The organism is Lelliottia sp. SL45, assembly GCF_026672535.1.
Lineage (GTDB): Bacteria > Pseudomonadota > Gammaproteobacteria > Enterobacterales > Enterobacteriaceae > Enterobacter > Enterobacter nimipressuralis.
In genome coordinates this window covers 891,460-910,994 of record NZ_JAPPRH010000003.1, presented here as the reverse complement: position 1 = coordinate 910,994, position 19,535 = coordinate 891,460, and the positions used below count along the sequence as shown (strand labels likewise).

The window sequence follows — 19,535 nt, the reverse complement described above, 5'->3', positions numbered from 1 at the left end:
TCGGCTTATAGCGTTTGTAACAGGCTCGCTAACTGACGATTTATTACCTGCTGATTAAATTCGGTTTCGACTTTTTGCCGCGCGTTATGCAGCACCGGCGCCAGCTCCTGCTGGTCAATATCGCTGAACGCGGCCAGCCTGTCGGCAAGCGCGACCGCGTTATTTTCCGGCACCAGCCAGCCGGAATGGCCAGGCTCGATCAGCTCCGGGATGCCGCTGTGCACGGTGGAGACCACCGGAATACCCACCGCCATCGCCTCCATCAGGGCCACAGGAATTCCCTCCATATCGCCATCCGCACCGGTCACGGACGGCAGCAGGAACACATCGGCGTCGTCGAGCATGGCTTTGACTTCATGACTCGGCTTAAAGCCCGGCATCTCAACAAAACCTTCCAGCTGGTATTGCTCGATCAACGTGCGCAAGCGGCGCTCCCACGGGCCAATCCCGAGAATGCGGTAGTGAAAATCCACCCCACGCGCCCTGAGCTGACGACAGGCTTCAATCGCCACGTGCAGCCCTTTTTTCTCGGTGAGACGCGCCACAGAGATAATTTGCAGCGGTTTACCCGGCACTTTCACCGGGCGCTGGGTAAAGCGCTCCATGTTCACGCCCATTCGCGACACGGTGATTTTATCGGACGGACAGCCCATGGTTTTCAGCCGTCCGGCCCAGAGTTCGCTGATCGGCAGCATCATGTCGCCGCGACGAAACAGTTGCTGATATTCACCGGTGTAATGGTTCAACACCTCATGGCTGGAGATGTCGATCCCGTGGAAAATGGTCGCGATTTTGCCGTCAATCACCCCCAGCTCGCGCAGTTTTGCTGCCGTCACGCCTGCCGGGCCAAAGTGGGCGATAAACACATCGGCGCGAAATGGCCGGGCCGTTTGCCCGCGAATCGAGGAGAGGATCAGGTTGCGCGCTTCAGCGCCGTAGCGGGAAACGTTGAGCGCCCGCCAGGTTGATGTGCGATGCATCCCGCGCAACGTCTGGCCAGCACGGAAGCGTAGCTTCGCCAGGCGGCCCTGTGGCTCATCCTGCAGCCAGCGGGTTTTCGCCGCAAGATCATACTGCGTCCAGGCCGCATGGGTATTCTGCGTATCGCCCTTTTGCAGGGCGACAATCTCCACGTCATATCCCATATCGATAAACGCGGTGATTTGGTTCAGCACAAAGGTCTCCGACGAGAGCGGGAATTTCAGCAAGAAGAAACCAACCTTCATTTACCCTCCCCGATGCGATCGAGGACGGATTTGACCATGCTAATCCCGTTTTCCCGCTCGGCTTTCACCGCGTGCGCCAGGCGTTCATTGATTGCCGGAAGCTGGCCGAGCGTATCGCCCACCATCGCGCCCAGGGAACCGTCCAGCAGATGGCGTATATCCACCGCCATCTCCGGCATGCCCAGCTGCTGCATAATGCCCGCTGATTTGTGTTCATAGTTGATGGCGATAGCTGGCGTGCCAAAGTTCATGGAGATAATCGCTGAATGCAGGCGTGTGCCCACCGTCAGGTCGCAGGCGGAAAGCAGCTTGCCCATCTCCAGATCGTTAAGCTCATCCATCACCACGTGGTAGCGCGACGGATCGTTCACCAGGTTGCGCAGGTTCAGCGCCACCATCCGGTCATCTTTGTTGTAGCTGTCGATGCCCGTACAGGTGGAGAGCGCCAGCACCTGATAGCCGCTGTCGAGCACGCGATTCACCACGTCGGCGAACGCCTGCTCGTAAGCCGCCTGAGTGGTGCCCAGACGCTTATCGAACGGCGCCAGTTCACGCAGGGTAATAGCCACGGTTTTCTGTTTCGCCGCCACGTTCAGCCAGTGCTGAACCGCATAGCTGGCCTCAAAGTTATCGTTCTGGTGATCCACAAGCCAGGCCGTATCCACCCCGTGCTCAACTTTTGAGGTATCAATTTCGCTGCGCTTCATCAGATCCAGACTCACGGATTCGCGCAGGATCAGCGCATCGCAGTGGCCAAACACATAGTTCGCCAGCTGGTTAAACTGTGGGTCCTGGAATGGCCCGACGCTGTGGCCAATCATAAACAGCGGCTTTTTCGCCATAAAGGTGCAGAGCGCATGCTCGAACTGCGGCACGCCGTAGAGATCGACAAAGAACGACCCGCCAACCTGAATAATGGCGTCATAGCCCGACAGCAGGCGCACAAAATCGGTAAACCCCTGGGCGATAGCAATGTTGCGCAGCTTGCCGGTGTCGGTGACACGCGACAGCAGCACCTGATGCTGATAGCGGCGACGCAGCACTTTTTTCACGCGACCCACGACGCCTGCGGCAGTGTTGTGCTGTTTCATCTGGCTGTAGAGCGGATCGCCCATCACCGGGCGGTTGAGTAACCACGACGAGCTCACCGGATAGCGGCTCATCACATCCACTTCTGTCTCAGGCTCGAGTGTGTTAATGGCATCCAGCAGACCGCGCAGAATGGCGCTATCGCCACGGTTGCCGCAGGTATGGTTGCCCAGAATCAGTAATTTCATAATGACCTCTTAAAAAAAATCAGCCTGCACGAAGCAATGTTTTCATTTTTTCGCTGCGACAAAACTGGCGCTTCATCTCAACCACCAGCGCATTACGGGACAGCACAATCATCACCACAAACGCCAGCGCACCGGCGGCGATCTGCACCGCCAGCAACGCGCCCAGCGGCAGATGTCCGTTGAGCACAAACCCTAATCCGTAGCTCACAGCCAGCGTCGGTAGCGACAGATAAAACGGCAGCCACAGGCTCAGGATGTACTGGCGATAGCTGGAGCCGAGCACCGGTTTAATCATCACGAAGTAGCTCAGCACGGTGTTGATTATCTGCACCAGCAGGAAGCCAAGCGTTACACCAATCGCGCCCGCCATGTGCCCGCCGACGATAATCGCCGGAATAAACAGGAACGTTTTAAAGACGTTGAATTTGAAGCTGATATCGACGCGCGCTTTGGCCATCAGCAGGGAACCAATCGGGTTACCGACGGAACGCAGCAGGCCCACCACGCACAACAGCTGCAGGATCGGGATAATCCCGCTCCACTTCTCGCCAAACACCAGCGGAACGAAGTTATTGGAGACCACCATCAGCCCGAGCAGCGCCGGGAAGTTAATAATCCCCACCACCGACAGCAGCTTGTAGAAGTTCACGCGCAGCTTGTCCGTGTCGTCCTGAATTTTGGCGAACGCCGGAAACAGCACGCGGGTAATGATCGGGTTGAGTTTCATCGGCGGTACAACCGCCACGTTGTACGCCAGGTTATAGCCACCCGCGACGCTGGCACCCAGAATACGTGCCAGCACCAGCGTGGAGAGATTGGTATTTACGTAGTTGATAATGCTGTCGGCAGTCAGCCACGCGCCGAAACGCAGATTGGAGGAGACGGACGCCAGCGAAAAGTGAAAACCGGGACGGTAAATCTTTCGTCCAAAGAAGCCGAACAGCAGCGTACGCACCGCCGTGTTGACCAGATACCCGAGGATCGCCGTCATCGCCAGCGGCCAGAAATGGGCGCTGACCACGGTGAAGGTAAAACCTGCCAGCACCGAGGTAGTCTCGATCATGCCGATCTTGTTGAACTCCAGCTCTTTTTGCATCAGCGCGCGGAACTGCTGACCGTGCGGGATCACCACAAAGGCAAACGACAGGGTGCGGATAAGCGGCGCAAGATCCGGGTTGTTCAGCACATCACCGATAACGTCACTCAGCAGAAACACCACCACAAACACCGCAATCCCCAGCCCGACGTTCAGCCAGTAAAGGGTCGTGAGTTCAAGATGACTGATCTCTTTGCGCTGAATAATCGAGTTGGCAATGCCGAAGTCCGACAGGGTATCCGCCAGCGCGATAATCACCAGCGAGACCGTCAGCAGGCCGAACTGGTGATTATCAATAATCCGCGCCAGCACCGTCATCTGCACCAGCCCGAGGCCGATGATGATGATGGTGGTGGCCATCGCCGACCACTTGGCCCCGCTGATGGTTTTTTCACGTAAACTCATGACCACTCCTTTAAGCCTGTTCCATCAGGCACTTAATACGCGGCTTTATTAACAAAGCCCTTAAAGATGGTCAGAAACACGATTTTGATATCGAACCAGACGCTCCACTCGCGGATGTATTCCAGATCGAATTCAATGCGTTTTTCCATTTTTTCCAGCGTGTCGGTTTCGCCGCGCCAGCCGTTGATTTGCGCCCAGCCGGTAATGCCTGGCTTCACTTTGTGACGCAGCATGTAGCCCTCGATCAGCGCACGATACTGCTCGTTATGCGCCACCGCATGCGGACGTGGCCCGACAATCGACATTCCGCCGGTCAGCACGTTGATAAACTGCGGCAGTTCGTCGAGGGACGTGCGGCGAAGGAAGTTGCCCACGCGGGTGACGCGCGGATCGTTCTGCGTGGCCTGAGTCACGACCCTGTCGTTTTCCATCACCTTCATCGAGCGGAATTTCCACACCATGATCGGCTTGCCGTCCATCCCGTAGCGGGTCTGGCGGAAGATCACCGGGCCTGGCGAGGTGATTTTGACCGCCAGCGCAATGCCGCACAGCACCGGGGAGATCAGCAGCAAAATCAAAGAGGAGAGCACGATATCTTCTGCGCGCTTGAGCAGACGGTTGATCCCGGAGAGCGGCGTGTCATACAGCGGTACCACCGGCACGCCGTTCACTTCTTCAATACGCGAGTGCAAAATGTTGAAGGTAAACACGTCAGGGATCAGGATCACCGAGCAGGTCGTGTCGGCCAGCTCACGCATCAGGTGTTTGATACAGGACTCTTCGCTCATTTTCAGGGCGAGATAGACGTTGTGAATTTTGCCCGCGCGCGCATCTTCGATCAGCTGGTCGTAGTTACCCGCCCAGTCCGACGTCACGCCGCCCGGTTTAGCATCGTGATACACCCCCACCACGTCGAAGCCCAGCCACGGCTCTTTGCGAAAACTGTCCAGCAGCGCCTGCCCCACGGGCAGATCGCCGGCCACCGCCACGTAACGCTTGTTATAGCCGCGGTTACGCAGCCAGCCTGCGATAAAGCGGATCAGGGAACGGCAGACCACCATCCCGACGCTGGTTAACGCGTACCAGCAAAGATAGGTTTTCAGGCTGTTATCAAAGTCGCTGCTGAATGCCACCAGCCCGGCGCTGAAAATCAGGCTTAAGGTCCAGTTTTGCAGAAGTAACATCAGCTCGGTGGTGATTTTGACGCCACGGTAAGAGCGATAAAAATCGGTCATCCCGCCAATCATCTGAAAGACCACCAGCGCCAGCAGCGCCATCAACAGATGCATGTATAAAAACGACAGGTCGCTTAGCTGACACACCACCCACAGCCCACCGAACATGATGGTGATATCAGAAAAACGCTGCACCATAGAGATTAACGATGCATTCGTTTTGGCTCGCTCGCGCTTTTTTAGATTTGTCATCGTTGTTCCTGTTATCGGGTTCCCTCTCCCATCGGGAGAGGGCAATGATCACTGTTTCAACAGCGCCAGAATGTCCTGCGTTCGTGCCTCCATCAGCGGAACGTCGGCACGCGACTCCACGTTCAGGCGTACCACCGGCTCGGTGTTCGACGAGCGCAAGTTAAAGCGCCACTGCGGGAACGACATGCTGATCCCATCCGTACGGTCGATTTCGAGGGCGTGCAGGGCAAAATGCTGCTCGACGCGGGCGATAGACTCGGCTGGTTGTTCCAGCTTGCTGTTGATTTCGCCGCTCGCCGGGAACGCCGCCATGCGGTCGCGCACCAGTTCGCCCAGCGTTTGCCCCTTCAGGCACAGCAGCTCGGTCACCAGCAGCCACGGGATCATCCCGCTGTCGCAGTAGGCAAAATCACGGAAGTAGTGATGGGCGCTCATCTCGCCACCATAAATGGCGTCTTCTTCGCGCATGCGCTCTTTAATGAACGCGTGACCGGTCTTCGACATCACCGGCGTGCCGCCCGCAGCGCTGACCACATCGACGGTGTTCCAGGAGAGACGGGGGTCGTGAATGATTTTCGCCCCCGGGTTTTTCTCAAGGAAGGCTTCAGCCAGCAGGCCGACAATGTAATAGCCCTCGATAAACTGACCTTTTTCATCGAACAGGAAGCAGCGGTCGAAATCGCCGTCAAAGGCAATCCCCATATCCGCGCCGTGCTCGATTACCGCGTTGCGGGTATCGTCGCGGCACTCTGGCAGCAGCGGGTTCGGGATCCCGTTCGGGAAGTTGCCATCCGGGGTGTTGTGGACTTTCACAAAGGTGACCGGCACGTTCAGCGCCTTAAAGCGGGCTTCAAGGGCGTCAACCACCGGACCCGCCGCGCCGTTGCCGGAGTTAATCACCAGCTTCAGCGGCTTGAGGTTTGCCACGTTGATATACCCCAGCAGATGGTCGATATACGCGTTGCGCAGATCAATCTGCTGATAGCTGCCGCGCGCGGCCTCGTTCACCGGCGGGAAGTCGTTGGCTTCCGCCAGACGCTGCACGTCGCGAAGCCCAGTGTCGCCGCTGATCGGACGCGCGCCTTCGCGCACCAGCTTCATGCCGTTGTAATCCATCGGATTATGGCTGGCGGTGACTTCGATGCCGCCGTCCACGCCCAGGTGGAAGGTGGCGAAATAGATCTCTTCGGTGCCGGACAGGCCGATATCAAGCACATCCACACCGGCGTCCTGCAGCCCCTTTGCCAGCGCCAGTTTCAGCGCTTCGCTGGTGAGACGCACATCGCCGCCGAGCACAATGGTTTTCGGTTTCAGGTATTCGCCGTACGCGCGGCCAATGCGCCACGCGATATCTTCATTCAGCTCTTCACCCAATTTGCCGCGAATATCGTAGGCTTTGAAACAGGTTAACTTATTCATGTTTTTACCCTTCTTCAGGCAACAGTCGGCCCTGACCAGAAAGTGGCCAAAAATTATCGTTGTCGTTATTTGCCGGATGGCGCAGTGCCACCGGGCATTGTTAAGCGGTGCTAAACCCGCCCGTACCGATCCTGGAACCGGACAATATCGTCCTCTTCCAGATAGGAGCCGGATCGCACTTCGATCAGATCGAGAGGAATTTTTCCTGGGTTTTCCAGACAGTGCGTCGCGCCCAGCGGAATATAGATAGATTCGTTTTCGCCAAGCAGTTTGATCTCACCATCAATGGTGACTTTCGCCGTCCCCGCGACCACCACCCAGTGTTCCGCGCGATGATGATGCATCTGCACAGAAAGCCCCTCGCCCGGTTTCACGGTAATGCGCTTCACCTGATAGCGATCGCCCGCGTCGATGGAGTCATATTTGCCCCACGGACGGTACACTTCGCGGTGAATGTGATGCTCATGACGGCCATCAGCTTTAATCTGCTCAACGACTTTTTTGACGTCCTGGACGGAGTTTCGGTCGGCAATCAGCACCGCGTCTTTGGTCTGTACAACCACCAGATCTTTGACGCCAACCGTGGTGACCAGGCCGGATTCCGCATAGACATAGCTGTTTTCGGTTTTGTGGCTAATGACATCGCCATGATGGACGTTGCCTTCCGCCGTATGGGCGCTGATTTCCCACAGAGAGGACCAGGAGCCGACATCGCTCCAGCCCGCATCCATCGGCACCACCACCGCGTCCGCCGTGCGTTCCATTACCGCGTAATCCACTGACTCTTCCGGGCAGGCGAGGAACGCCGCTTCATCCACGCGGATAAAGTCGAGATCCGGGTCTACCACCGCCATCGCTTTTTCGCAGGCGCGGAGAATATCCGGGCGATATTTTTCCAGCTCTTCCAGATAGCGCCCGGCGCGGAACAGGAACATCCCGCTGTTCCAGTAGTATTCGCCGCTGCCGACATAGGCCTGAGCAGTTTCCAGATTCGGTTTTTCGACAAACTGCGCCACGTTAAAGGCCACACTGTCGCCTTCTCCGGTCGTTACATCGCCGCGACGGATATAGCCGTAGCCGGTTTCCGGGAGATCCGGCACGATGCCGAAGGTCACCAGTTTGCCGCTTTCGGCGTAAGGAATGGCGGCGCGCACCGCGTTACGGAAGGCGTCTTCCTGCTGAATCACATGGTCAGCCGCCAGCACCAGCATCAGCGGATCGCAATCCGGGCTGCTGCGTCGCGCGGCCAGTGCCGCCAGGGCGATCGCCGGGGCAGTATTACGGCCTGCCGGTTCCAGAATGATATTTTCCGTCAGCTTGTTCAGCTGACGCAGCTGTTCGGCGACAATAAAGCGGTGCTGCTCGTTGCAAATCACCACCGGACTTTCGCACTCCACGCCGTTCAGACGAGACACCGTCGTTTGCAGCATGGTGAGTTCCCCTTTCAGGCAGAGGAACTGCTTGGGATAGAGCACGCGGGACAGCGGCCACAACCGACTACCGGAGCCACCCGCCATCACGACCGGGTACAATTTATTCTGACTCATTATTCATCCCCGTATATCTGCAATAAATTGGCTAAGCACGTTCTCTTTTTCGAGCGTGCGTTCGGCATAATCACGTGCCACCGTGTTCTCTTTTGGCATCGCGAGAGCCTGTTCAATTCCGGCGACCAGCGCCGTTACCGATTCCGGCTCAACGCAAACGGCGATCCCCGGATAGCTGTCGCACAGCTGGCCTAACTCGGTCTCCGGCTCGGCGGTGATCACCGCATTGCCGCCGACGGCCAAAATGTTGGTCAGCTTGGAGGGCAGAACCGCATCTGCGGCGCCGCGCTTTTGCACGACCAGGTGGCAATCGCCCATCTTCAGCAGGGCTGGCAGCGCCTCATAAGACTGAAGCGGGAAAAATTTCACATTGTTCAGGCCGCGTTCGCTGACCATTTTCTCAAGCCGGGCTTTGCCACCGCCCTGCCCGACAATCACAAACATCCACGGGTGATTGTGAAGCTGCTGCGCGGCGTCGATAACACTTTCCAGCCCCTGTTTTTCCCCGATGTTGCCTGAGTAAAGAATGATTTTTTGATCAGAAGGCAGACCGAGCTGGGTACGTAACGCCAGCGCATCGCTCTCCGTTACGTCGCGAAAACGCGCCACTTCGGACCAGTTTGGGAAAAAGATCACTTTCTGCGCCGGGACGCCCTTCTCCTGCGCTTTGTTCATCATCGAGCGCGAGATGGTTGAGACGTAATCGACGTTATGCAGGCCGCTGCGCTCAAAGGCGCTGGCCAGTTTCGCGACTTTCCCGCCCTTGCCTTTCCCGGCCATACCGAGGCCGAGCATCGCGTCGACTTCATAATCCTGAATGTGCAGCAGAGTGCGTGCGCCAGAGAGTTTGCCCAGCAGGCGCATGCCTGGCGTACAAAACAGCGTCGGCACCACGCCAATAATGCGATCCGGCTTCCAGCGACGCTGGGCCATCAGCGGGAAGAAACTGCTCAGAGCAAAGCTTCCCAAATGCAGCAGGCGTTTTAGCGTCGAGGGCTGTTTCGGCACATACAGCGGGCAGCGCCAGACGGTCGCGTCACCCTGCTCGCGGCGATAGCGCCAGCTGGAGTAGCGCTCGCCGACTTTCCATTCCGGGTAGTAAGGCGGGGCCGTAATGACCCGCACCTCGTGACCCTGACGGGTCATCCATTCGACCATCTCACCGGTGTACTTACCGATACCGGTTAGCTCCGGCGAGTAGTTGATGCCGTAGACCAAAATCTTCATAGTCCCGGCACCTCAGCCTGCCGTTCCGCCAGGAAGTAGGCGCGACTGTTGTCGTGAACATTGTCACTGGCCAGCAGCGCGGCCTGTTCCAGCCAGCGGTAATCGTCGTGCTGAGAATCAGGCAGACGCAGGTCTGCCTCACTCACCTTCAGGCGAAAACCGAGCACCACGTAATGGGTGCTAAAATCGGTGCCGGAAAAGTTATCGTCATAGAAGTGCTGCCAAACCCCGTAAAACTGGCCTGCCGCCATCGGCAGACGCAGCCCCAGCTCCGCCAGGGTGAGACGTTCAAACGCAGTGTCTAACGTCTCATCCTTTTGCACGCGTCCTCCCGGAACAAACCAGAATCCTTGTGCCGGGCGATTGGTGCGTTTACCGAGCAGAAACTCACCGCGTTCGTTCTCCACGATCAAATCGATGGAGATCAGCGGAGTGGAGCGGACTACCGTGGCAAAATCTTCCTGACTTAAAAACATGATTACCCCCGGAAGCGATGCTGGTTTTCCAGGAACCACTGGTACGTACTGGCCAGTCCCTGTTCGAGCGACACTTCGTGATACCAGCCGAGCTGGTGCAGACGCGTCACGTCCAGCAATTTACGCGGTGTGCCGTCGGGCTTAGTGGCGTCGAACACCACGCGGCCTTTGTAGCCCACCACCTGGGCGATGGTCTGCGCCAGTTCGCGAATGGTGCAATCCACGCCGGTGCCAACGTTGATGTGCGACAGCATCGGCTGGGTGTTTTCAGCCCACACCTCGCGATCCAGTTCCATCACGTGAATGCTGGCGGCAGCCATGTCATCCACATGCAGGAATTCGCGCATCGGCGTCCCGCTGCCCCACACCACCACATCAGGGGTGTTGGCGGCGGTCGCTTCGTGGAAGCGGCGCAGCAGCGCCGGGATCACGTGCGAGTTGCTCGGGTGGAAGTTATCGTGCGGCCCGTACAGATTGGTCGGCATCACCGAGCGATAGTCGCGATCGTACTGGCGGTTATAGGACTCGCACAGTTTGATCCCGGCAATCTTGGCGATGGCATACGGCTCGTTCGTTGCTTCCAGCGTGCCCTGCAGCAGCTCGCTCTCAGCGATCGGCTGTTTGGCCAGCTTCGGGTAGATACAGGATGAGCCGAGGAACAGCAGCTTATTCACATTGTGCAGATGCGCCGCGTGAATGATGTTGCTCTCAATCATCATGTTTTCGTAGATGAAATCCGCCGGGTAGCTGTTGTTGGCGACAATGCCGCCCACTTTCGCCGCCGCCAGATACACCTGGTCAATGCGTTCGTTAGCAAAGAACTGCTGCACCGCCTGGCTGTCCAGCAGGTTCAGCTCGTCGCGGGTGCGAAGAATCAGCTCTGCATCGCCGCGCTGTTCCAGCTGGCGAACGATGGCCGATCCCACCATTCCACGATGACCGGCGACAAAAATACGTTGTTTGGTCATGACTCAGGACTCCAGCGCGATGGCAACCTCGTAGCCATGGGACTTCAGCAGGGAGTGTTTTTTCGCTGCTTCGAGATCGTGGGCAACCATTTCAGAGACCATCTCCTGCAGAGTGATTTCCGGTTTCCAGCCCAGTTTTTCGTGCGCTTTGGTTGGGTCGCCGAGCAGGGTTTCCACTTCCGCAGGACGGAAGTAACGCGGGTCAACCTGAACAATCACATCGCCCGGTTTCACGCCCGGTGCATCGTGACCGGTCACAGAAACCACCACACCACGCTCTTCAACACCGGTGCCTTCAAAGCGCAGTTTGATACCGAGCTGTGCGGCTGCCATTTCAACGAACTGACGCACGGAGTACTGCACGCCGGTGGCAATCACGAAATCTTCCGGTTTGTCCTGCTGCAGCATCATCCACTGCATTTTCACGTAGTCTTTCGCATGGCCCCAGTCACGCAGGGAGTCCATGTTGCCGAGGTGCAGGCAGGATTCCAGGCCCTGCGCGATGTTAGCGATCGCACGGGTGATTTTACGGGTTACGAAGGTTTCGCCACGGCGTGGGGATTCGTGGTTGAACAGAATGCCGTTACAGGCGTACATGCCGTAGGATTCGCGGTAGTTCACGGTGATCCAGTAAGCGTAGAGTTTGGCGACAGCGTAAGGAGAGCGCGGGTAGAACGGCGTGGTCTCTTTCTGTGGGATTTCCTGCACCAGGCCGTACAGCTCAGAGGTGGATGCCTGGTAGAAACGGGTTTTCTTTTCCAGACCCAGGAAGCGGATAGCTTCCAGCAGGCGCAGCGTGCCCATGCCATCGACATCTGCGGTGTATTCCGGGGATTCGAAGGAGACAGCCACGTGGCTCATTGCGCCCAGGTTGTAGACTTCATCCGGCTGCACTTCCTGCAGGATACGGGTCAGGTTGGAGCTGTCGGTCAGGTCGCCGTAGTGCAGATGGAATTTCGGGTTTGCAGCATGCGGATCCTGATAGATGTGGTCCACACGCTCGGTGTTGAACGAAGAAGCGCGGCGTTTAATGCCGTGAACTTCATACCCTTTCTCCAGCAGAAACTCCGCCAGATAAGAACCATCCTGCCCGGTAACGCCGGTGATGAGAGCGACTTTAGACATGTTTATATTCCTCTACTTATCGAATTTAATCAGTTTCAACGCGTTCGCGTATCACCACTGCGGGGTTGCCACGGCAAATCTTATTTGCCGGTAGCGATTTAAAAACGCTGCTGCGGGCGCCAATAACGGTGCCATCGCCAACAGAAACACCAGGTGCAACAAAAACATCTGTCGCCAGCCAGCATTTTTCGCCAATCACAATAGGCGTGGCGTTAATATCGAAATGCTGACTCATAAAATCGTGACTGCCGGTACACAAATAACACTTTTGTGACACCACAGAGTGGGCGCCAATCGTAATATCGCCCAGGGTATATAACACCGCGTCATCACCCACCCAGGCGTAATCACCGAGGGTTAATTTCCAGGGATAAGTAATTTTCACAGACGGGCGAATAACCACATTTTTGCCAATTTTTGCGCCAAATAAACGCAACAAAAAGGCTCGCCAGCGATACAGCACCTGCGGTGACCAGGCAAATAATGTTGCCTGTACCGCCCACCACAGCTGCACTTTTATTCCATTTCCACCGCGAAAACCTTTCGGGACGGTAAAACCACTAAGATCCTGCATCACCTTTCCTTATATTCAGGCTTTGTTATATAAGGCTTTCGTTTTGCCCGTCGTTTTCAGACGTAATAAATAGGATAATTCCGCCCAGAAGCCGGGTACGCGCAATATGTTGCGCTGGACTTTTTTAGCATCCCGGCATAATTCCAGATTATTCGAGGTTGACACACCCCCCATCGAGAATTCCGATACCAGCCCTTTAATTCGACGGAACGGATAACCGGATTTATACAGACTGGCAGCCAGTGCATAATCAGATGACACTTTATATTGCAAATCGTACGGGTGCTTTTTCAGGCCCGCCGTCGGGAAGAAAATCGCCTGATGGCTGGCAGGCAAACTGTGGTAGATATACCAGCCGCTTTTGGCGCTACGACGAATTTTTGTGCCATCGCCGAAATCGAGCAGCGCATCACCGATAAACATGGCTTCTTCTTTCTGGCGCGACAGCTGACGGGCAAACAGCGCCACATCGTCGTGGAAAACATCACCGGAATTAAGGAAGATCGCATAGCGCCCTTGCGCCATGTCGATGCCTTTATTCATCGCATCGTAAATGCCTTTATCTTTCTCGCTGATGTAACGTAAGTTGAACTCACCGTTAAGTTTTTCCAGAAACTCCGCGGTGCCATCGTCAGAGCCGCCGTCGACCACAATCCATTCAAACGTGAGGCTGGGATCGCGGGCCAGATTGCGCAGCGAGCGCCAGGTTTTGACGACCCCTTCGTGATTGCGAAAAGCGACTGTAATGACGCTAAGAAACATAAACCACCTCGTTTCGTCATACGTTCGTAATATTAAGCGCTTTGCGCAGAATAAACGGACAGACAATTAAGAATGCATATTCCGGGCTAAATATTGACCCGGTAAAAAACAGCGACACCGGCGTAAAAAGATAAAGCTGCACACGGAAATTCTGATTATCACCAAACGCGTTAATCATCATTTTGAACACTTTAAACAGGTACCATGCTGTTAACAGCACGGCGAACCAGGAAAAGTAAATAATTAACAGATACAGCCCATTGTCTATGGTTTTACCGACATCCGCACCGTTAAAGATTCCGAATGATGCAACATATTCGTAAAGTGAGCCAAATCTGACTACGCCATCAATATGGGTTAATGAATACCCCACCATCACCAGTGGCCCAATGATACGATAATATGATGACGAACCTTCCGTACCTAAATCACCGAGACGCGTGGCGATGTAGGGGAATGCAAAAACAATACCCACTAAAAATACGGCTAATGAAATGATAGCCAGGGGTAGTTTTTTCTTAATCGCGTCTTTATTCAGGTACTGAAAGGCCCACTCCAGCAGGTAAAACAAGATAAATGTCATTACCCCGGAGAAAGAGCCTGACAGAACAATCCCTGCAAGAATCATAGCATCGGTCTTAGGGGTTTTGATACCAAACTGTTTGATGCTGAGCCAAATTGAGATTAGTGCCAGAGCAAAAAACGCCGGTTCAAAATAAAGCGCAGTGGTGCGTTTGCCACCAAATTTAATGAAGTTCAGAACATAGCTATTACTGTAAATCAGATATTTCGAAATCATCTCCATCAGGCTACTGCCGCCGGTCAAAATAATTTGCGCCATTTCCATAGCGGCAAGCATAACAATGAACGCAACGGCAATATAAAAGAACCTAAGGATTTTCCGATAATTGTGCGGCGAAATAGTTTTAAACCGAATACTCCACACCATGCCAATAATAATGACGATATAGACAAATAACATGGTGGAGGTGACGTACTTGCTGGCATCCAGCGACTGACCAAAGATGTAGTTAAATGCCGTTAAGCCAAAACCCAACCCCAGGGCAATCATCAGTTTCTTCACGCTAATTTTGTCGACATAGAGCAGCAACAAAAGCGGTAAGAAAGTCACGATGGTGATCGGGAAGCTTTCGCCCAACTGGGCAATTTTGACGTTAACCAGCAGATAGATCAGCGGCAACAGCAGGTAGCTACAGATTCTGATAGAACGAGACATACTCCTCCAGCATCTGTTCACCGCTGTAAGCCTTGCGGCTGCGGTTGCGGAACGATTCCAGGCTGGTGTTAAAAACAGCCTGCGCGATCTCGGCTTTTGGTCGTTGCACCAGCGGCAGCACCTCGTGCTCGCTGAAGGTTTTGCCGCCTGATTTCTCCAGCACTTCGCGCGCGGCGTCGCTGTGGGTGGCGATCACCGGCACGCCGATGGAGAGCGCTTCGCACAAAATCAGTGGGTAGTTGTCCACGCGAGAACTAAACACCAGCGCGTCCATACCGTTCAGGGCGCTCATTAGCTTGCGTTTATCCGTCTCAAAGCCATGATTAATCACATTCGGCCCTTCAAACGGCGAGAATTTGCCGAAGGTGTGCAGCTCAATTTTGTCGCCGAGCGCCATCATGTCGCGCACCAGCTGTTGATTGGTTTTGCCGTCATAGCGCAGATCGTGCGCAACCACCGCAATTTTCGGCTTACCCGGCGTTACTGCCACCGGCGTGAGTTCCGCCAGAATGTCTTCGGTCGCCACATCAATGCCATTATTGATAATCTTGCAGCGCCCGACGCCATACAGGCTGTTAAAGGCATCCGCCACGTGCTGACTCGGGGAGATAAAGTGGCAGCCGAGGGCCATCATGTCGCGGAACAGCTGACGTTTTCCTGCCACCAGCTGGTGCGCGCGATCCACTTTCACCGGCGGATAGTTGCTGAGTGTCGGGCATTTCTGGCAGTTCGTTTTCCAGCCTTCGCAGCCATCGGTGAACGCGCAGCGTCCGGTAACGCTCCAGTGATCGTGCAGGGTCCAGACAAACGTGGTGTCCGGCTTGTGCGCCTGCAAGTTCTCACAAAAGGCAACCACCTCTTCAAGTTTCAGCCAGTAGCTGTGCATAACGTGGAAATGCAGAACCACCGGGCCGGGGGTGCGCGTCACGGTGCGGTAGAGGTTATTCAGATTGCCGAACAGATCGCGGTTGAACAGACGAAACAGCGCGATGTTGGCCACCGATGTCAGACGCGGGGTCTGCTTCAGGACGTGCGGATAGTTATCATGACTGACGCTTTTTTTACCGCCCTTGCCGTAGCCATACACAAAGCGGGACTTGAACCCTTTTTGTAGCGCACGCTGATGCAGATCCAGCGCCACGCCGGCCGCCCCGCCTTCGGCAAGACGGACGTTAAATTGCAGAATATTCATTTCAACACCTTCACGCGGGCTTTTTCACCCACCACCAGCGCGTTATCCGGGATGCTGTCCAGCACCACGCTCCCCGCGCCAACGGTGACGTTGTTGCCAACGGTAATCTCACCAATCATCACCACATTGGCCCCCAGCTCGACGTTGTTGCCAATCACCGGGCAGGCCAGGCTGTCCGGGCCACGGTTACCGATAGTGACGCCGTGGCGAACGGTGAAATCATCACCCGCGACCACGAATTTATTGATAACGATGGCGTAGCCGTGGTGAATGGTAAAACGTCGTCCGATGGTGGCCGCCGCCTGGATTTCATAGCCAAACAGGCATTCGGTGATGATGCGGTACAGCACCAGAACCGGCGCTGCCCACAGGTTATTGAGCACATTTTTCTTGCGCCAGACGGAGCAGAAATGGGCGATGCGATACGCCAGAACCATGCAGCACGGGCGCAGGCTCCAGCTGTTTGCGCGGCAATCTTCCAGAATCATTATTTCCCCCGCAGCCCGTCGGCCAGACGCTTGGTGTTTCGCACGGAAAAGAGCGTCAGCAGCGTGCGCCAGTTCATGCGCTTATTGCGGATCTGATAGAGGGTAAACAGCTGATATTTACGGCTGGCACGGTCGAACTTGTCCTTGTGCTTGCGATAGAAGTGGAAGTAGCCGGAGAATTTTTTCGGCGATGAGGTGATCTGCATTTCACCGTGATTGATGTGCAGAATTTGCGTGGCGTCATCCACTTTCCAGGGTTCGCCATATTCCACTACCATGCGCAGGAAAATGTCATAGTCCTGCGCCGCTCTCAGTTCCGTATCGAACAGGCACTCTTTGAAGCGCCATGCCCAGGTAAAGACCTGGTTGCCGATGATATTGCGTTTGTAAAACAGACGGCGCGAGTACGGTGATTTCGGGTACAGCGGCAGGCTGGCGGGCTGGGAGTAAACTTCGCCCTGGCAGACATAGTCGTTGGCATACAAAAACGCGTGGGTGACCAGCTGATGTTTATGCGCCAGGAAGGTCGACAGACGGTTGGGCGTCCACTCGTCGTCGTCATCGATGCCGGTCAGGAACTCCCCTTTCGCCTGCAAAATCGCCTGGTTGCGCACCGCGCACGCCCCGGAGTTGATGGCGTTGTGGGTATACATCACGCGCGGGTCGTTCAGCTCGGTGACAAATTTTTGCAGCTGCTCGAAGGATGACGAGCAATCATCCACGATGATCAATTCCCAGTGGTCGTAGTCCTGACGTAAAACCGATTTAATCGCGCGGATCGCCAGCTGCTGACGATTCCAGGTTGGCATATAGATGGAGATCAAAGGGCGTGGTGTTGTCATTTTATTCCCCGGATGGCTTGTTGCCCTCACCCCTGCCCTCTCCCACTGGAAGAGGGAATTAATATTAGGGTGAGGGAAAACGATTATTTACTGTCAGACTTATATTCGTACTCGTAATACCCGTAATCCTGGTACCCGGTTGCGCGGCGGAAGATGGAGTTCAGAATCACCCCTTTCACCTCGATGCCGTTCTGCTCGAAGCGACTCAGGCTGGTTTCCACCTCTTTCAGGGTGTTCACCGCATAGCGCGCCACCATCAGTGTGGTCCCGGCGTGGCGGCCCACAATCGCGGCGTCGGTGACGGCCAGAATTGGCGGCGTATCAATCAGCACCAGGTCGTAGTGTTCACTCGCCCATTTCACCAGTTGCGCGAAACGTTCGCTCATCAGCAGTTCGGACGGATTCGGTGGCACCTGGCCGCGTGGCACGAGGTCAAAATTGGTAATGGAGGTCGGCTTGGCGCACTGGCTGATCTCCCCTTTGCCGAGCAGAATTTCCGACAGACCGTTGACGTTGTTGGTGCCGAGCAGTTCGTGGGTGTAGCCCTTGCGCATATCGCAGTCGATCAGCAGCACGCGTTTGTTGGTCTGACTGATTACCGCCGCGAGGTTGGCACACACGAAGGTTTTACCAATCGACGGGCTGACCCCGGTGAGCATCAGGACGTTATTTTTGGCCTGCATCATGGCGAAGTGCAGGCTGGTACGCAGGCTGCGCACCGCTTCAATCGCCAGATCCGTTGGGTTACCCACGGCCAGCAGCTGACTCTGTTTGTAACGTTTGACCCCTTTGACCGTTTTGACGCTATCGCGCGACTTCTGCCATTCCGACAGCGGAATGCTGGCATAGACGCTGATACCGTTCTCTTCGAGGACCTGCGGGCTTTCGATACCGCGGTTGAACAGGGAGCGCAGCAGCACACCGACGATGGAGAGCATCAGGCCGAGAATAATGCTGCCGAAAATGATCAGCGCTTTCTTCGGTTTCAACACGCCAGGCTGGGTGATAGCGGAGTCAACGATTCGCACGTCACCGACGGTACTGGCTTCGGTGATTTTCAGCTCCTGCTGTTTATTCAGCAGTTGCATGTACACCTGCTGGCCCGACTCCACATCGCGCGTCAGACGCACAATTTCCTGCTGAGTTTTCGGCATCGCGGTGACGCGGTTGTTGAGTTTCGATTTCTCATCTTCCAGCGCCTGGCGTTTTTCCAGCAGCGTGCGGTAAGCCGGGTGGCGTTTGGTGTAAAGCTTGGAGATTTCCGCTTCTTTGAAGGTCAGCTCGTTTAACTGGGCATCGATGTTAACCATCGAATCGAGCACCGATTTCGCTTCCAGCGGCAGATCGACGGAGTCTTTCTGCTGGCGATAGGCGTTAAGTTTGTTCTCCGCGTCATCCAGACGGGTACGCACTTCCGGCAGCTGTTTCGCGAGGAAAGCGAGGCTCTTCGCCGCCTCTTCCGACTTGCGCTCCACGTTCTGCTCAAGGTAGTTGCGGGTAATGCTGTTCAGGACGTTGCGAATCATCTCCTTATCTTCACCGGTAAAGCTCAGGCTCAACACACCCGTGTCTTTGCCATTTTCGGTGACGGTCAGGTTGTTTTGCAGATTGTTGATCATGCCAAGCGTCGAGAATTTGCTGACGGTAAATTCACCGCCCTCGGCCGCCTGAATGGCGCTGACCATCATGGTGACACCGTTTTTAGACAGCAATTGCCCCACTTCGCCGCGTGCGCTAAAGCCCGCATCGCTGGTCAGTTCATACTGTTTGGGGCCAAGCACCGTCAGGGTGAACACCTGATCCGCCGAACCTTTTGGCAGGGTAAAGGTGGTGACTTTAACGGTATCGTTTTGACGCCCCATCAGTCGGTCCCAACCGGCACCAAACACCGGGAAGGTGTTTTTGCTGACGGCGATATCCAGGTCGAGATCGTCAACGGTTTTACCAAGGACCATGCGCGACTGAATCAGCTGGATTTCCGCGTCGGACGCCGGTGGCTTATTCGCCAGCGCCGAACCGATATCCTGCACCAGTGAATTTCCGGAGTTTTGCTCGATCTGCACCAGCGCATCGGCACTGTAGATAGGCGTAGCAAACAGGGTGTAGACCACGGCGGCGATCGCAAAAACCGCGGTAATGCCCAGCACCCACCAGCGCGCCTCGACCACCGTCCCGATCAGACGGCCAATATCAATTTCATCACTGCCCGAGATCGGGGCGGCAGAAGGTTTTGTTTTTTCTGTCATT

General features: G+C 55.6%; 17 protein-coding genes. All 17 read right to left on the bottom strand.

What is annotated here, in order from left to right; all coding sequences use genetic code 11:
* Nucleotides 1-5: 5 nt before the first annotated feature.
* Entirely contained in the window at nucleotides 6-1,226 is a 1,221-nt protein-coding gene (gene wcaL, locus OVA10_RS10220) for a colanic acid biosynthesis glycosyltransferase WcaL (protein WP_268195861.1), read from the bottom strand.
* Nucleotides 1,223-2,503: a colanic acid biosynthesis pyruvyl transferase WcaK gene (gene wcaK, locus OVA10_RS10215; protein ID WP_100779621.1), complete on the bottom strand. Its 1,281-nt coding sequence runs from the start codon at nucleotides 2,501-2,503 to the stop codon at nucleotides 1,223-1,225. The genes wcaL and wcaK overlap by 4 nt, the downstream gene beginning before the upstream one ends.
* Nucleotides 2,504-2,522: 19 nt before the next feature.
* The gene (gene wzxC, locus OVA10_RS10210) at nucleotides 2,523-4,004 is read right to left on the bottom strand and encodes a colanic acid undecaprenyl disphosphate flippase WzxC (protein WP_268195860.1); all 1,482 of its coding nucleotides are present in this window, start codon (nucleotides 4,002-4,004) and stop codon (nucleotides 2,523-2,525) included.
* Nucleotides 4,005-4,036: 32 nt separating this feature from the next.
* Nucleotides 4,037-5,431: an undecaprenyl-phosphate glucose phosphotransferase gene (gene wcaJ / locus OVA10_RS10205; RefSeq protein WP_100779619.1), complete on the bottom strand. Its 1,395-nt coding sequence runs from the start codon at nucleotides 5,429-5,431 to the stop codon at nucleotides 4,037-4,039.
* A 48-nt stretch (nucleotides 5,432-5,479) separates the two neighbouring features.
* Nucleotides 5,480-6,850, bottom strand: coding sequence for a colanic acid biosynthesis phosphomannomutase CpsG (cpsG, locus tag OVA10_RS10200; RefSeq protein ID WP_102104090.1), 1,371 nt, complete (start codon nucleotides 6,848-6,850; stop codon nucleotides 5,480-5,482).
* 110 nt (nucleotides 6,851-6,960) lie between these two features.
* Nucleotides 6,961-8,397 carry a mannose-1-phosphate guanyltransferase gene (gene cpsB / locus OVA10_RS10195; protein WP_100779617.1) on the bottom strand — a complete coding sequence of 479 codons (1,437 nt, stop codon included), beginning with the start codon at nucleotides 8,395-8,397 and terminating at the stop codon, nucleotides 6,961-6,963.
* 3 nt (nucleotides 8,398-8,400) lie between these two features.
* Nucleotides 8,401-9,624 carry a colanic acid biosynthesis fucosyltransferase WcaI gene (gene wcaI / locus OVA10_RS10190; RefSeq protein ID WP_268195859.1) on the bottom strand — a complete coding sequence of 408 codons (1,224 nt, stop codon included), beginning with the start codon at nucleotides 9,622-9,624 and terminating at the stop codon, nucleotides 8,401-8,403.
* Entirely contained in the window at nucleotides 9,621-10,100 is a 480-nt protein-coding gene (locus OVA10_RS10185; RefSeq protein ID WP_268195858.1) for a GDP-mannose mannosyl hydrolase, read from the bottom strand. The genes wcaI and OVA10_RS10185 overlap by 4 nt, the downstream gene beginning before the upstream one ends.
* 2 nt (nucleotides 10,101-10,102) lie before the next feature.
* The gene (gene fcl / locus OVA10_RS10180; RefSeq protein ID WP_100779614.1) at nucleotides 10,103-11,068 is read right to left on the bottom strand and encodes a GDP-L-fucose synthase; all 966 of its coding nucleotides are present in this window, start codon (nucleotides 11,066-11,068) and stop codon (nucleotides 10,103-10,105) included.
* A 3-nt stretch (nucleotides 11,069-11,071) separates the two neighbouring features.
* Entirely contained in the window at nucleotides 11,072-12,193 is a 1,122-nt protein-coding gene (gene gmd / locus OVA10_RS10175) for a GDP-mannose 4,6-dehydratase (RefSeq protein ID WP_100779613.1), read from the bottom strand.
* 25 nt (nucleotides 12,194-12,218) lie between these two features.
* The gene (wcaF, locus tag OVA10_RS10170; protein ID WP_102104095.1) at nucleotides 12,219-12,767 is read right to left on the bottom strand and encodes a colanic acid biosynthesis acetyltransferase WcaF; all 549 of its coding nucleotides are present in this window, start codon (nucleotides 12,765-12,767) and stop codon (nucleotides 12,219-12,221) included.
* A gap of 15 nt (nucleotides 12,768-12,782) precedes the next feature.
* Nucleotides 12,783-13,529, bottom strand: coding sequence for a colanic acid biosynthesis glycosyltransferase WcaE (wcaE, locus tag OVA10_RS10165; protein ID WP_268195857.1), 747 nt, complete (start codon nucleotides 13,527-13,529; stop codon nucleotides 12,783-12,785).
* Between the two features lie 16 nt (nucleotides 13,530-13,545).
* Entirely contained in the window at nucleotides 13,546-14,766 is a 1,221-nt protein-coding gene (gene wcaD / locus OVA10_RS10160; RefSeq protein WP_100779610.1) for a colanic acid polymerase WcaD, read from the bottom strand.
* Complete coding sequence (gene wcaC / locus OVA10_RS10155) at nucleotides 14,741-15,958, bottom strand: colanic acid biosynthesis glycosyltransferase WcaC (RefSeq protein ID WP_268195856.1); 1,218 nt, start codon at nucleotides 15,956-15,958, stop codon at nucleotides 14,741-14,743. Before wcaC ends, wcaD begins: the two co-directional genes overlap by 26 nt.
* Nucleotides 15,955-16,443 carry a colanic acid biosynthesis acetyltransferase WcaB gene (wcaB, locus tag OVA10_RS10150; RefSeq protein WP_100780848.1) on the bottom strand — a complete coding sequence of 163 codons (489 nt, stop codon included), beginning with the start codon at nucleotides 16,441-16,443 and terminating at the stop codon, nucleotides 15,955-15,957. The genes wcaC and wcaB overlap by 4 nt, the downstream gene beginning before the upstream one ends.
* A 2-nt stretch (nucleotides 16,444-16,445) precedes the next feature.
* Nucleotides 16,446-17,288 carry a colanic acid biosynthesis glycosyltransferase WcaA gene (gene wcaA, locus OVA10_RS10145; RefSeq protein ID WP_268195855.1) on the bottom strand — a complete coding sequence of 281 codons (843 nt, stop codon included), beginning with the start codon at nucleotides 17,286-17,288 and terminating at the stop codon, nucleotides 16,446-16,448.
* An 83-nt stretch (nucleotides 17,289-17,371) separates the two neighbouring features.
* On the bottom strand, nucleotides 17,372-19,534 hold the full coding sequence (gene wzc, locus OVA10_RS10140; protein ID WP_181826563.1) for a tyrosine-protein kinase Wzc: 2,163 nt from the start codon (nucleotides 19,532-19,534) through the stop codon (nucleotides 17,372-17,374).
* Between the last annotated feature and the right edge of the window lies 1 nt (nucleotide 19,535).